The sequence below is a fragment of the Neorhizobium sp. T25_13 genome (assembly GCF_002968675.1).
Classification (GTDB): Bacteria; Pseudomonadota; Alphaproteobacteria; order Rhizobiales; family Rhizobiaceae; genus Neorhizobium; species Neorhizobium tomejilense.
Genome location: NZ_PVBI01000006.1, coordinates 62,396 through 76,247, shown reverse-complemented (window position 1 = coordinate 76,247; position 13,852 = coordinate 62,396). Strand labels below are relative to the sequence as shown.

16 protein-coding genes are annotated in these 13,852 nt (G+C 59.7%); 11 read left to right on the top strand and 5 right to left on the bottom strand.

Features of this window, described 5'->3' with window-relative positions; translation table 11 throughout:
* Positions 1-50: 50 nt before the first annotated feature.
* Positions 51-1,163 carry an ABC transporter ATP-binding protein gene (locus C5J22_RS15510; RefSeq protein ID WP_371412619.1) on the bottom strand — a complete coding sequence of 371 codons (1,113 nt, stop codon included), beginning with the start codon at positions 1,161-1,163 and terminating at the stop codon, positions 51-53.
* Between the two features lie 628 nt (positions 1,164-1,791).
* On the opposite strand from C5J22_RS15510, the gene C5J22_RS15505 reads away from it, so the two are divergent.
* From C5J22_RS15505 to C5J22_RS15475, 7 genes are all read left to right on the top strand, one after another.
* A complete protein-coding gene (locus C5J22_RS15505) occupies positions 1,792-2,724 on the top strand; it encodes an ABC transporter substrate-binding protein (protein WP_105438942.1) in 933 nt (310 codons plus the stop codon).
* A 4-nt stretch (positions 2,725-2,728) separates the two neighbouring features.
* A complete protein-coding gene (locus C5J22_RS15500) occupies positions 2,729-3,601 on the top strand; it encodes an amino acid ABC transporter permease (protein ID WP_105418529.1) in 873 nt (290 codons plus the stop codon).
* An 82-nt stretch (positions 3,602-3,683) separates the two neighbouring features.
* Positions 3,684-4,814 (top strand): sugar phosphate isomerase/epimerase family protein, encoded by a 1,131-nt coding sequence (locus C5J22_RS15495; RefSeq protein WP_105438941.1) that lies wholly within the window; start codon positions 3,684-3,686, stop codon positions 4,812-4,814.
* A gap of 146 nt (positions 4,815-4,960) precedes the next feature.
* Positions 4,961-5,710 carry a GntR family transcriptional regulator gene (locus C5J22_RS15490; protein ID WP_105439193.1) on the top strand — a complete coding sequence of 250 codons (750 nt, stop codon included), beginning with the start codon at positions 4,961-4,963 and terminating at the stop codon, positions 5,708-5,710.
* Positions 5,711-6,215: 505 nt separating this feature from the next.
* The gene (locus tag C5J22_RS15485; protein WP_105438940.1) at positions 6,216-6,449 is read left to right on the top strand and encodes a hypothetical protein; all 234 of its coding nucleotides are present in this window, start codon (positions 6,216-6,218) and stop codon (positions 6,447-6,449) included.
* A gap of 224 nt (positions 6,450-6,673) precedes the next feature.
* Positions 6,674-9,349: an HAD-IC family P-type ATPase gene (locus C5J22_RS15480; RefSeq protein ID WP_105438939.1), complete on the top strand. Its 2,676-nt coding sequence runs from the start codon at positions 6,674-6,676 to the stop codon at positions 9,347-9,349.
* 100 nt (positions 9,350-9,449) lie between these two features.
* A complete protein-coding gene (locus C5J22_RS15475; RefSeq protein WP_105438938.1) occupies positions 9,450-10,109 on the top strand; it encodes a CBS domain-containing protein in 660 nt (219 codons plus the stop codon).
* Between the two features lie 169 nt (positions 10,110-10,278).
* Here the strand turns inward: C5J22_RS15475 and C5J22_RS15470 are convergent, their stop codons facing one another.
* A complete protein-coding gene (locus C5J22_RS15470) occupies positions 10,279-11,109 on the bottom strand; it encodes a universal stress protein (protein ID WP_105438937.1) in 831 nt (276 codons plus the stop codon).
* A 273-nt stretch (positions 11,110-11,382) separates the two neighbouring features.
* Here C5J22_RS15470 and C5J22_RS31210 point away from each other — a divergent pair, with 273 nt between their 5' ends.
* Positions 11,383-11,556 (top strand): hypothetical protein, encoded by a 174-nt coding sequence (locus C5J22_RS31210; RefSeq protein WP_172723971.1) that lies wholly within the window; start codon positions 11,383-11,385, stop codon positions 11,554-11,556.
* A gap of 121 nt (positions 11,557-11,677) precedes the next feature.
* Here the strand turns inward: C5J22_RS31210 and C5J22_RS31205 are convergent, their stop codons facing one another.
* Together C5J22_RS31205 and C5J22_RS15465 are read right to left on the bottom strand one after the other, a co-directional pair.
* Positions 11,678-11,848, bottom strand: coding sequence for a hypothetical protein (locus C5J22_RS31205; RefSeq protein WP_172723970.1), 171 nt, complete (start codon positions 11,846-11,848; stop codon positions 11,678-11,680).
* A 111-nt stretch (positions 11,849-11,959) separates the two neighbouring features.
* Entirely contained in the window at positions 11,960-12,169 is a 210-nt protein-coding gene (locus C5J22_RS15465; RefSeq protein ID WP_038548738.1) for a cold-shock protein, read from the bottom strand.
* Between the two features lie 294 nt (positions 12,170-12,463).
* Between C5J22_RS15465 and C5J22_RS15460 the strand changes: the two genes are divergently transcribed.
* Positions 12,464-12,718, top strand: coding sequence for a hypothetical protein (locus tag C5J22_RS15460; RefSeq protein WP_105438936.1), 255 nt, complete (start codon positions 12,464-12,466; stop codon positions 12,716-12,718).
* 110 nt (positions 12,719-12,828) lie between these two features.
* Positions 12,829-12,969, top strand: coding sequence for a hypothetical protein (locus C5J22_RS31200; RefSeq protein ID WP_172716950.1), 141 nt, complete (start codon positions 12,829-12,831; stop codon positions 12,967-12,969).
* Between the two features lie 132 nt (positions 12,970-13,101).
* On the opposite strand, the gene C5J22_RS15455 is transcribed toward C5J22_RS31200, so the two are convergent.
* Entirely contained in the window at positions 13,102-13,323 is a 222-nt protein-coding gene (locus C5J22_RS15455) for a hypothetical protein (protein ID WP_105438935.1), read from the bottom strand.
* 328 nt (positions 13,324-13,651) lie between these two features.
* Here C5J22_RS15455 and C5J22_RS15450 point away from each other — a divergent pair, with 328 nt between their 5' ends.
* Positions 13,652-13,834 carry a hypothetical protein gene (locus tag C5J22_RS15450; RefSeq protein ID WP_105402128.1) on the top strand — a complete coding sequence of 61 codons (183 nt, stop codon included), beginning with the start codon at positions 13,652-13,654 and terminating at the stop codon, positions 13,832-13,834.
* The last annotated feature ends 18 nt before the right edge of the window (positions 13,835-13,852 follow it).

Below are 13,852 nucleotides of genomic sequence, written 5' to 3'. Positions count from 1 at the left end.
CGATCACCTCTGTTGGTTATTGATTGACGGCTTTCATTCACTGGCTTCATTCACTGGGAGACTTCCGGTTCACCCGGAAAGACATGGGCTCGTGCGGTGTCGATCTCGGCAAAAACCTGCGTCCCGGTTTCGGGAACGAAGGTCGAAGGGCCGCGAACCTCGGACGCACGCAGATTGGTACCGTCGTCGAGGACGAGGTCGTGGACGAGCGTCGGGCCGAGCGGCACGGATACGGTCACGCGTGCCGCAAGCGAATTTTCGCCTGGCTGGCTTGTCAGCCGAACCTCTTCGGGCCGGAAGGTGACGGTGACCTTCGATCCGATGGTGAAGTTCAGGCGGCGCGGCAGGCGAAGAGCCTTGTCGCCGGGCAAGCCGATCAACGTGGCTTCAGGATCCAGACGCACGACCGTTCCGCGGAGAATATTGGCCTGCCCGATGAAGGTGTTGACGAACAGCGTGTTCGGCCGGTCGTAAACGGCCATCGGCGTATCGATCTGCTCGACATTACCCTTGCTCATCAAGACAAGACGGTTTGCCAGGCTCTGGGCCTCTTCCTGGTCGTGGGTGACGATCAGCGTTGTGATCCCGAGCGTTTTCTGAAGATGCAGAAGCTCGACCTGCAGGTCGAAGCGAAGCGCCCGGTCCAGTGCGCCGAACGGCTCGTCGAGCAGAAGCAGCGAAGGGCGCCCTGCTATGGCGCGGGCAACCGCGACGCGTTGCTGCTGGCCGCCGGACAGTTCGCGTGGGAGCCGATTGCCGTAACCGTTGAGGCGAACGAGGGACAACATTTCCTCGACGCGTGCCTTTCGTACGGCACGCGGAACCTGCTGGCAGGCGAGTGGATAGGCGATGTTCTCAGCCACGGTCAGATGCGGGAACAGCGCATAATTCTGGAAGACCATGCCGATGCCACGAGCTCGGGCTGATATGTTGGCAAGGTCGGCCCCACCGAGCACCATTCGGCCAGACTTTGGGTGGATCAAGCCTGCAATAGCCCGGAGCACCGTAGATTTGCCGCAGCCGCTTGGCCCGAGGAGTGCGACGATTTCTCCCGCGTTGACCTCAAAGGACACATCGCTGACGGCATTCTGTCCGCCATAACTGTGCGTGAGGTCTTTGACACTGAGCTGCTTTCCTTCAATCGAGTTCGCAATATGAGGCATGCAAATTCCCCCATGATCTGCCGCAACGATGGGACGCGAGTAGCGACCGGGAGCTAAGCGGATATGTCGTTGGCTAAAAAATCTGGTTTCGGTCTGGTTCATGCCAATCAAATTGCAAGCACCGTGCCAGTTCCAAACTGCCAACCGAAAAATCGAAGCAAGGCAATGTTTTAAATATGTTATTTTTGTCGAGGTGAAATTCGCAAGTTTATTATCATAGAGTTTTGAATCTGAATAAATCAGTGTAGTTGCATATAATTTGGTCTCGATAGTTTAGTTCTTGAGCAGAAACTCGGTAGCCGGCGGGGAGAATTCACGCCGCTTTTCACCGGAAACTCGCCCATTGCAGAGCTTTCGTGTTCAAAATTAGGCAAATATTCCTAGAAATGGAGCTAAATTGGATTGGAGGCGGCGTTTCCCATGGCAACAACGTTGAGCCCGATGAAAATTTATGCATTCACATTCGTACAAACACGCGAAACTAATTTCGAAACACCATACGAATATCGGCGATAGAAATATCTAGCTTTCTTCTCAATAACTTAGGAATCAGTCCGTCAACTTGGCACGGCGATTGCTTCAAAATCCCCGAGAATTCAAACACAGCAAAGCAACGAAAGGGGATCCCATGAACAGCATCAACGGAATTCTGAGAAGCGGACTTGCCGGCGCATTCGCAGCCTTTCTCTCCCTGTCGGCACAGGCAGCCGAAGGCCCAGCGGTGAAGATGATACCGGAGGCGGACGTGGCGAAGCTGCCGGGCATAGCATTCAACCAGAAACTTGCGGACGGCCTGCCGCCTGCCATCAAGGCGTCGAAGGTCCTCAAGGTCGCAACCGACCTCACCCCGCCGATCAGCTTCCGCGCAGAGGATGGAAAGCTGATCGGCATCGATGCCGATATCGCGGCGGCCCTCGGCGTTGTTCTCGGCATCGACGTGCAGATGACTGACGTCGGCGCTGGGGCAGCGATCGTCCCTGCGATCCTGTCGAAGCGTTTCGACATGACCGTCTCCGGCATCAACGATGATCCGGAACTGGAAAAGCAGGTCGACGTAATCGACTACATGTATGATGCGACCACGATCATGACCATCAAGGACAACCCGCTCGGCATCAAGAGCATGGCGGATCTCTGCGGCAAGAAGGTCGCCGTGCCGGTCGGCACTTTCCAAGGGCGCATGGTGGAGGCGGCGTCGGCCAAGTGCACCACGCCGATCAACATCATGTCCATCCCGAAAATGCCCGACGTATTGCAGGCAGTACGCACCGGCCGCGCCGATGCCACCGTCAACGGTTATGCCACGAGCGTCTACACCACGGCAAACCAGACCGGCAGAGGCGTCGGCCTGCAGGCTCTTCCGGATGTCCGCCTCGCAGTCGGATATCTCGGCATGCTGGTATCGAAGGACAACCCGCAGCTTCGCAACACGGTCGTGGCAAGCCTTCAGCACATGGTCGATAGTGGCGCCTATGAGGCCATCATGAAAAAATGGAGCCTTGGTCCGCTCGCCGTGAAGACGGTCAAGGTCAACGACGCCGCCAGCATGCCGGTGGATTGAGCCCATGTCCCTTTTTGCTCAACCCGTCAGCATCGCCATGGCACCTCCCGTCGGCAAGCCGATACGGTGGGGGCAAATCACAACCGGTACCAGCGCGATCCTCGCGCTGGCTCTCCTTATGATGATCATCGGCCGTAGCCAGAGCGTTCAATGGAGCGAAATCCCTCGTTTCATGATCGATCCGATGATCCTGGGCGGCGTCGTCCTGACGCTTCAACTGACGGCAGGCGCGATGCTGGCCGGGATCGCCGTCGGCTGCATCGTGGCCATCATGGCCACCAGCCAGAACATCGTGCTGAAAACGATGGCTGTCGGCTTCGTCTGGTGGTTTCGGGGCGTGCCGCTGATCGTCCAGATCTTCTTCTGGTTCAACATTGCGCTTTTTATCCCCGAGGTCGGTCTCGGCGCCTATACGATATCGATCAATGATCTGGTCACTCCCGCGGTCGCCGGGTTCCTGGCGCTCGGTCTGCATGAAGCCGCCAATATGAGCGAGATCATTCGCGGCGGCCTGACGGCGGTGGATCGTGGACAGCGTGAGGCGGCATCGTCCCTCGGCTTGCGGCCACTGCAAACCTTGCGGACGGTCGTTCTGCCGCAGGCGGTCCGCCTCATCGTCCCACCGACCGGCAACCAGGCGATCGGCATGCTGAAGGCCAGTGCCATCGTCTCCGTCATCGGCATGCAGGACCTGCTGACCCAGGCGCAGGCCATCTATGCGCGCAACTTTCTCGTCATCGAACTGCTGTGCGTTGCGTCGCTCTGGTATCTCGCGATCACCACGGTCGCCTCGATCGGCCAGCATTTCCTGGAGCAGCAGCTCGCACCCAAGGGCCGGTCTGGCGGCTCGCAAAAGGAGACCCGGCGACGGACGTGACAGCCCGACGCCATCGTTCAATCCAACCAAGCAAGGATCGCCAGCGCAGCGTATCCGATCAGGAAACCCCAAGGAGCAGACCATGAGACTGGGCATTGATGCACAGAAACTTCCCGAGGCCACAAAGCGTGGGCCGCTTGCAAGCCTAGACCATGTCAAGGACCTCGGCCTCGGTGGCCTTTTCTTCACCACGGTCCTCGATATGAGCCCGACGCTGGACAAGGGCGAGCTGCGCGACATCAGGGCGAAGGCCGATGAACTCGGCCTTTATCTCGAAAGCGGCGTCGGCAAGATCAATCCCTATTGCAGCGCCGAGGCGCCGGAGTTCAGGGCAATCGGCGACGGCGACATCATTCTCGGCTTCACCCGGATGATCGAAGCGAGCGCCGCTATCGGCTGCCCTGAACTCTGGGTATCACCCGGCAATTTCAAATCCGAATATCGCGGCAGGTTGGCGAATGACCGGTTCCGAACCGACGTCACCTGGGAGGAGCAGTTGCTCGCCATCGAAAAGGTTCTGCTGAAGCTGGCACCTGTCGCCCGCGCCAACGGCGTTCACCTCAACATGGAGACCCATGACGAGATCACCTCCTTCGAAATTCTTCGGCTGATCGAAAAGGTCGGCGAGGATTGCATGGGCGTGGTCTTCGACACGGCCAACGGCCTGCAGCGCGCCGAACATCCGGTCTTTGCCGCAAAACGCGTCGCACCCCATGTCCGCCAAACCCACGTGAAGGACGCCTATGTCGGGCGGGCACCCGGTGGCTTCGATTTCCAGACCCGCCCGGTCGGCGGCGGCATCGTCGATTTCGGCGCAATCCTTCCCATCCTCGCAAGAGCGAACCCAGAACTGAACTTTTCGCTCGAAGTTGCCGCCTCCGTCGAAGACAAGCCCCGAAAAGCCAATCCACGCCAGTGCATCCAGATCGACGATCCGATCTGGCGCGCCGGTCACCCAGATCTCAACGCCGAAGAGCTGGATGCTTATATTGCCATGGTGGACGCATACGAAAAGCGCGTCACATCTGGTGAAATTCCGGATTGGGAAGCGTACGAAGCCAGCCAGTACGGCTACCCCACCTATGAGAAGCAGTCCTACGGCTACAAGGAAGCTGTGACTTTCATCAAGGACTCGGCGCGCTATGTCGAAAGCATTTGCGCCGAAAACGGCATCCCCCTTTCTTCGTCGGCGACAAAGCGGCAGGCAGCCTGAACGACCAGTCCATCAGCATCGGCGGCATGAGCTGCCGATGCCCTTTAAAATCATGGGAAAGTCTGGATTTTTGTCGAGATAGGCATATACGCAGGAATATTCTCATGGAAAAAATAATGCTGCCGTAAGGGTATTTGGAGCAGGAAATGAAAAGGACGCGCCGTCAAAGCGCCAAGGCCGCGCCGAACGCGAGTAATACAGCGGATATGGCCGAAACCAACAATGACGATGTTTCGGAGCGTATCCGGACCACGCTTGCCGCGGCCATTGGCGAAGGTGCGCTGACGCCGGGCACCAAGATTCTCGAGGATGCGATAGCCGAACATTTCGGCGTCAGCAGAACGGTTGTCCGAGGAGCCCTCGGCGTCCTGGAAAGCGACCACCTTCTGGAGCGAAAGAAAAATCGCGGCACTTTCGTCGCAGAACCCGGCATCGAAGAAGCCAGGGCGCTTTTCGAATCACGCCGGAAACTGGAGCACGTCATCCTCGAACTCGTCATGAACCGCGCCGAAGCGGAGCAACTGGATGCTCTCGAAAAGCTGACGGACGAGGAAGAACATATCCATCATCACGGCGACGAAAAGTCGAAAACGGTCCTTTCCGGCAAGTTTCACATCGTGCTCGCCCAACTCGGCGGCAATGCGGTCATGACCGAAATGTTGTCGAAGATCGTTGCCCGCCTCTCGCTCGTGATGGCCCTCTACGAGGAAGAGAAGCAGGACGACTGCGGCGCCGATCACCATCGCCTGATCGTGACCGCCCTGAAAGCCAAGGACCTGGTGAAAGCGCAGCAGTTGATGGACCATCATCTTGCTGACATCGAAGGCCGCGTGCGGCTCACCGAGGGCCAGGGCGACCGGCATACGTTCATGGCTGTGCTGGAGAACTTTTCGTAAGCTGGACCGATGCCCAACGTCCGTCCGAGCGGAAATTACTGCCGCTCGGGTCGTTGGGGCGACTGCACGTAAAAGCGTGTGACCTCCTCCGAGGCCATTCTCGCCAACTTTCAATCCGTCAAACTGCTACATTAGATCAGTGGCAGGATGATTGTCGGGATATCCTGACGCTTGTTGACCGCGCGGCTAGGAAGCCATCCCGCTTTAGCGAAGTAGGGCAGGCGGAAAAATGAAACGGCAACATGTCCCTCATCTTATTGAAGGTACCGGTTGAATGGGAGTGGCGCTTCCCTCTTTCCCTACCGTCTTAGCACAGGAAAATCTGTCCGATCGATAGCAGATTCCATCACCTTATCCGGTGATCGGCCGGCAAATACTTTTCGATGTTTAGCCACTTTGGATCGGCTACGCCTTTCGCCCATCCTTCGATGTGCTGGCATGACATGGCGGAGTGATCGGTTCATCGTCACGAAAGTCATGTCTCAAGCAAAGGAGGAATGCTGTGATGTCGACGAAGTTGCTGCAGATTATCACTCTAAGCGCGGGGATGGTCCTTGCCGGGACGGGTTTCTCGGCGAGTTATGCGTGCGGAGCCGGCGAGTGTGAACCGCCGCCTGAAACCTCCAAAGGCAACAACGGCTGGGGACAGGAAAAGAACCAAGGAACGAACGACGGGACCAACGCCGGTAGTGACAATGGTGGCACCGCCGGCTCCAAGACCGCGAGCACCGACAGGTAAACCCGCGACTGCTTCGGCGGCGTCGCGATACTACGCCGCCGATTCCATTTGACCCAGGCCGACAGATTCTCCGGGAACAACATGGAGCAGATAATTCAGCTGTGATGCAGCGACCAGGACACCCACGTTGACGGATATCAATGGCCGGCAAACACCGGCGGTTATCCTTCTCGATCGAGCGCCTCCCGTTTCCCGACAAGGGCGCAGTTTGATCTGGAGCGCCGATGCCTGCAAATTCAGTCCTCGTCCAATCCGAGCGCGAAGAGAACGATGCGGCTTCTGAAGGGCTGAGCACCACGGAAGCGGCGGAGCGTCTGGCGCGGTTTGGCCTGAACCGCCTTCCCGAGCCCAGGGCCTCGTCCCTGTTCCTGATCTTCCTTGCGCAATTCCGCAGCCCGCTGATCTATATCCTGCTGATCGCGGCAGCAGTGTCGCTTCTGGTCAGCGAGGCGGAAGATGCCGTGTTCATCGGCATCGTACTGGTGTTGAACGGCGTGATCGGCGGCATCCAGGAATATTCCGCCGGCCGTGCGGCGGCGGCTTTGCGCAATCTCGAACAACCGTTTGCGACGGTCGTCCGCGACGGGATCGCGCAGGAGATCGAGGCGCGCCTGCTGGTTCCGGGCGATCTCGTGCGGATCGAGGCGGGCGGTCGCATCCCGGCCGATATCGAACTTTTCGAGGCCAACGACCTGCTCTGCGACGAGTCGCTTCTGACTGGCGAATCCGCGCCGGCGCGCAAGATGGTGACCATCGTCGGTGCACCGCCCGAAAACAAAAAATCCGGCCTTGTATTTGCGGGCAGCCTCGTCACGCGCGGGCGGGGTGCCGGTCTGGTGGTCGCGACCGGTCTTTCGACCGAAATCGGCAGGATCGCCGCCGAGATCGGCAAGGCGTCGGCCTCCCAGCCGCCGCTGCTGATCCGGCTCAAGCATTTTTCGAATATCATCGCCTGGAGCGTCGGGCTCGCTTCCGCCGTCCTCGTTGCCGTTGGCCTGTTTCGCGGGCTTGCCTGGGACGACCTGTTCATGATGTCGGTCGGACTTGCGGTCAGCGCCATCCCGGAGGGCCTGCCGATCGCGATCTCGATCGCGCTGGCGATCAGCATGCGCCGCATGGCCAAACGTAACGTCATCGTCCGCCGCATGCCGGCGGTCGAGTCGCTCGGTTCCTGCACGATGATCGCCACCGACAAGACCGGAACGCTGACCCTCAACGAACTCACCGTCACCGATATCCGTCTTCCCGACGGCAGCGAACTCATGCTCGATGCCGGCATGGATCTCGATACCTGCGAGATCCGCGGGTCGAACCTCAGCGCCGCGGAGGCGCGTGATCGTGCCGGGAGACTGCTGAAGGCGGCCGTTCTGCCCAATGAGGGTGGTCTCACCCGCCAGGCGGACGGCTGGAAAGGTGTCGGCGATACGGTCGATATCGCTCTCCTGGCTGCAGCCCGCAAGGCCGGGCTCGAGCAGGAGGCGATGAAGGACGATTACCCGCTGATCGCGCGCATTCCCTATGAGCCGGACCTCAAATATGCCGCCTCCTTCCATCGCCGGGGCGGGCGGGTACGCATCTTCGTCAAGGGGGCGGCGGAAACCCTGATCGACATGGCGGACCGGATGGACGGCGGCAACGGCGTCGTGCCGATCGATCGCGAGACGCTTCTCCGACAAAAGGAGGAGATGGCAGAGCGCGGCCTCCGGGTGCTCGCGTTCGCGGAAGGGGAAATCCGCAGCGGCTCGGAGGAGACCTTCGGTTACCATCACCTAGTCGACCTGGTGTTTCTCGGCCTTGCCGGCATGCAGGATCCGATCCGCCCGGAAGTTCCGCAAGCGATCCAGGACTGTTACTCGGCCGGTGTGACGGTGGTGATGGTGACCGGCGACGACCCTAAGACCGCTGCCGCCATCGCCGCGGAGGCCGGGTTGCGGTTCCTGCCCGATCAGATCACCAGCGGTGCCGATGTCGGCAAGGCCGAGGAATCCGGTCCAGATGCGCTCGACGAGCTGACCGGGCGGGCGCGGATCTATGCCCGGGTGGCACCGGCGCAGAAGCTCGCGATCGTGCTGTCGCTCGCCCGCAACGGCCACTTCGTGGCCGTCACCGGCGACGGCATAAACGACGCCTCCGCGCTCAAACACGCCCATGTGGGGGTGGCGATGGGCCGCAAGGGAACGGAAGTCGCCAAGGAAAGCGCCGATATCGTCGTCACCGACGACAATTTCGCGTCCATCGTCAGCGGCATCCGCGAAGGCCGCACCGCCTATTCGAATATCCGCAAGGTGATCCTCATGCTCACCGCGACGGGTGCGGCGGAAATGCTGCTTTTCCTGCTGGCAATCCCGCTCGGGCTGCCCATGCCGCTGCTTCCGGTGCAGCTGCTCTGGCTCAATCTCGTCACCAACGGCATCCAGGATGTCGCGCTTGCCGGCGAGAAACCTGAAGGGGATGAACTGGCACGACCGCCGCGCCGCCCGAAGGAGCCGATCTTCGACCGGTTGATGATCCGACGGATCGTCCAGTCGACGCTGGTCATCGGCGGCGGCGGTTTCGCGATCTTCTCCTATCTGCTCTATCAGGGCTACGAGATTTCGCAGGCGCGCAACCTGCTGCTGCTGCTTTTCGTGCTGTTCGAAAACGTCCAGACCTTCACCAGCCGCTCGGAGCGCCGATCGATCTTTTCACTGAATTTTTTCGGCAACCCGCTGCTGATCCTGACTGTCATCGCGGCCCAGGCCATCCATATTTCGGCAATGTATATCCCTTGGTTCCGCGAAACCCTCAATCTCGCGCCGATCTCGTTTGCCGAGTGGGCGTTGATGATGCTTGCCGCCTCCTCGATCCTGGTCGTCACCGAACTGGACAAATGGCGCCTCCGTAGAACGAACCCGGCCTGAAGGCCGCCCGCGCTCGGATTGCGCTAGGTCAAGGTCGGCGCGGGTACGATGCGGGAAGCTCAGGGCAAGCGACGGATGATCGCAACCACAGGAGCACAGGATGCTTGCCAAAGATTTGATGACGACCAGGGTGGTTCACATCAGCCCCGGAGCCAGCCTCAGACACGCGATCCGCATGATGATCGACAACGACATCAGCGGCCTGCCCGTGATCGACGACGGTGGGGCATTGTGCGGAATGCTTACCGAAGGAGATATTCTGAAGCGCCACGAATTCAACCTCTCGCCGAAGGCCGCTCCGGACGCCGGCGATCCCGCATTCTTCAAAAACTACGTCAAGACGCACGGGTTGAAGGTCGAGGACTGCATGAGCCGCAAGATCGTCAGCGTGGCGCCGGAAGCCAGCGTCGCCGAGATCGTCGCACTGATGCGCCTCCATTCCGTCAAGCGGATCCCTGTCCTCGACAATGGCATGCTCGTCGGGATCATCAGCCGCCGCGATGTCCTCAAGCTCGACATCGGCATGCCTGACGTGATCGCACGTGGCGACGATGCGCTGCAGCTGGCCGTCGCCACGCGGCTCCAGACCGAACTGGGGCTGGGCAAGGACAAGGTCGAAGTCAGGGTGCGTAATTCGGTCGTGGAGATCATTGGCAAGCTCGCCTCCGATGCGGAGGAAGCGGTACGTATCCTGGCCGCAAGCATTGCCGACATCGGCGGCGTCGTGATCCGAACGCCGCCGATGCAATCCGCTCGATAGGGCAGCAGGAAATGCGATCTGACCCGCCCTTCTGGTTCAGTCCCGTGGGGTGGGTCTTGCGTCCGGGACCAATACCGTCCCTACCCTGTCGCTGCAGTATACGCGCACAAAAACCCGCCTCCCGCGGACTGACAGGAGGCAGGTCAGGATTTGCCGGATCTTCCAGATTTTACCGGGCGATCAGCACCGGGAACCTGTTTTCCTCCAGGATCGAAGCGGTCACCCCGCCGAAAATCCGCTCTCGCAGCCGCGAATGCCCGTAGGCGCCCATGACGATGAGGTCGGCGTTGATTTCCAGCGCATGTCTTTCGAGCACGTCCTCCACCAGCCGGTCGCCGCTCAGCAGCTGCTCGACGACGACATTGATCCCGTGGCGGGCGAGATAGGCGGCAACGTCGGCGCCGGGTTCGCCGCCGCTGACCCAATAGGAGGTGTCCGGATCCACGAGCACCACATGCACTTCTTCCGCCCAGGTCATCATATCAAGAGCCTCGCGCGCGGCCTGAGCGGCCTCGGTGCGGGAATTCCAGGCGAGCAGGATCCGATGCGGTTTCAGCGTTGTCCTGCGGCCCTTCGGAGCCAGCAGGAGGGGACGCCGCGCTTCGAATACGCCACCATCCACGATCCGCCTTGTGAGTATGGTGTCGGCGCGCACGCCGTCTCCGATCACCAGCACATCGGCATAAAGTGCGCGGCGATGGATTTCCTCACTGACGAAACCGCCATCCGCATAGACGACGTCGACGTCGAACGAAAGGCCATTCGCCTCGCAGGCGCCGGCTGTCTGTTTCTGGATACCGTCGAGCAATCTCAGGTCCTGGTCCCGCTGGTCGAGCCATACGGTGCCGGCCGGAAAATCTCCCATGGTTGCCGGAACCGCGAGGCCGATGACCATCACGGAAAGATGCGCCTCGAGTTCGGTCGCGATCTCCATGGCACGGGCGAGATCGGCGGCAGGTTCCATATTGCCGATCATTGCGAGCACTGTCTTGAACGACATTGTCTGTCTCCTCTGCACGAGGCCTTGATCGGCCCTATGGAGGAAAGTCTAGGATCGGCACCGGCCCGAGCCATGATCTTCGTCAATCGGAGCGGATAATTCGAAACTGCTGGAGCCGTCCGCCGATCAGTTGGAATCGAAAATGGAGCCCGTCGTCATGGGGAAGGCCTTTGTGTAGCCGAAACGCAGCAGCCATGAGAAGGCAATCGTTCCTTCTGCCTTCGAAGAAACGGGAGTAGGATCATCCGGTTCGACCAACCAGGGAGATCGAAAATGGGAACGAGAAAAGAGGCGCCTTCGCCCGGAACGTCTGCCAAGGATATCGCCAAGGAGCAGGACGACTACCTGGAAGAGTCGCTTGAAGAGACTTTTCCGGCAAGCGATCCCATCGCACCGGGCCATCCCCAGAAACCGGAGAAAGGGCCGGTCGCTCCCAAGCGCAAGTGATCCAAATTCCGCGCGCCGACGGTGCAATCGCTGGCATGGAATTGGAAGACGCGGGCTTGCCCGGAAGGGACAGATCCGCGGGAACGGGCCGAAGTACCCCTCGGCCCGCATCATCGGATCGTTAGCTCTTGCCGCCGGGCTTGCGGCCCTTGTCGGCCTTGCCCTTGGCGGAAGAGGTCTTGGCGTCGTAGCCCTGACCGTGGTTGGTGCCGCCGAGATGGCCGCCGCCGCTGGTGTTGATCACCTGGCGCTGGGCACGCTTTACCTGCTGTTCTGCATCTGTCTTTTTCATGGAAGTTCTTTCATTATTCAATAACAAAAGGCCGAGAGGAACTGTGCCTCGCGACCGCTTACGGTCCCGCGCCAGTACATCCGTGACCGGAGCCCGAAGTTCGCTTTGGCTTTAAGCGATCTGCAGATTTTCAGCTGCATTCTTGCCGGTGCGGTTGTCCCGCACGACATCGAAACTCACCTTCTGGCCTTCAGCCAGGTAGGTCATTCCCGAGCGCTCGACGGCCGAGATGTGGACGAACACGTCCGTCGACCCGTCGGCGGGCTGGATAAAGCCGAAACCCTTGGAGGTATTGAAAAATTTTACGATTCCGCTGCTCATGAAGATGATCCTTCCGATCGAACACAGGTCGCCGTCCGGCAAGATGCCGGCGACAAAAGAGATCGATTTTGAAGGGAAAGATCAGCTCGAACGCAAAAGGCGTGAAAACGAAGCTCGACAACCAATTTCGATGGTTACCACTACCGGTCAACTATGTCTTGAGCAAGGCATTTCTCACAACCCGCACATTGCGTTTGGCGCAAGTCCGGCGCATGATGGCAGCTTCAGCAGCGATATAAAGGGCACTGCTGCTTCAGGATTCTCACGCCCTGGCCCCAATGAAAGGAGGACGTCATGTCTTCCGAATTCTCTCAGTCCACCTCCCGCAATCTGGTCCGCGTCAGCGGTCCCGGATACCGGGAAAATATCGAACTTCATCAATTCGGTGAGCATACGCAGCCAAGCGACATGCTTGTCGCCGGCCGGGTCGGCACAACGGGGGCTGCCCTCATGCTTGCCCGTTTTGGCGATCATCCCGAAAAGAGCTTTGGGGCCGCAATATCGGCTTCGTTGAGCAAACACAGAGATACCGCGCTACCGCAGCTTTGATGCTTCGGCTGGCAAAGGCAGGTTTTGCAAATCCGTCATTTCACGCCTAGCATGCCTGTCGCCGAACATGATTTCACTCTCGACATTCGACGCCGCCCAAGGAGGACAAAATGGCTAAAGGCCAGGTACGAAGTAATCGCGAAACTCGCAAACCGAAAAAAGACAAGGCCGCCGCAGCAACCGCCGCGCCCGCAGGCGCACAGGTCAAGCTCGCCGGCAGCGGCCTTACCTTGGGCAAGAAGCCGAAATAATATTTCGAGCAGGAGGCGCCGCACCACGGCGCCTCTGACGCAGACTTTATCCTTGATCGTGTAAAGATCGCATCGCCTGGATTTTCCGGCGACGCATGCCGGACTGTCTTTTCCGAGAAGGCCGAAACCGATCTAGTTGGACCCGGGGCGCTTTTTCGAAACGCGGGTGGCGCGGATGCCATCAAGCCAAATCTCCGAACCTGTCAGCGGCGGCCCCTGGATCAGCATATCCCGGAAGATCGCATGCAGGGTCGGGGCATCCGGGCAGCCTTCCGCGGCTTGGTCCGCCTGGCTGTTGGTCAGCATTTTCTGGAAATAGAGCTGGAAATTCGGATGCGAGGATCGTGAAGACATCGCGCCCCTCCTTTTTCGTCGGGGCTAGGGCTCGGGTCCCTCAGGCGGCTGCGCCCTTGCCAGTTGCAGCCGACCAGCCACGATGGGCCTCATTTCCGCCGATGGCAAGCGCCGCCTATCCGTATTTGAGACAAGTCTTGAAAGTGTCGCATTATATCGCCATATATGATTCACGTTTTCAGCCTTTTCGGCTACCTGATCCTTCCGGCCCTGCCGGTTGCTTGGCGACACCCTTGATTTTGCGAACGTCGAACTCCGCCCTGTCGGCTGGAGAATTCTTGCGTTGGCCGTCGTCACGTCCCGCAGTCTACCCTTTAAGGTTACATCAATGATCGATACCGTCCGCAATGCCGCCCAGAATCTGTTTCGCAAACCCGATGCAGAAGAGGGCTCCAACGCCGCCAAGCTCCAGGAATTCCGCCATAGGCAGGCCCTGAGAAGCCGCGAACTCAAGCTCGCCCAAAAGCAGGAACGCCTCCAGAGGCGCGCGTCGCAATTGCAGCCGGCCTGACACGGGACCTCCGACGAG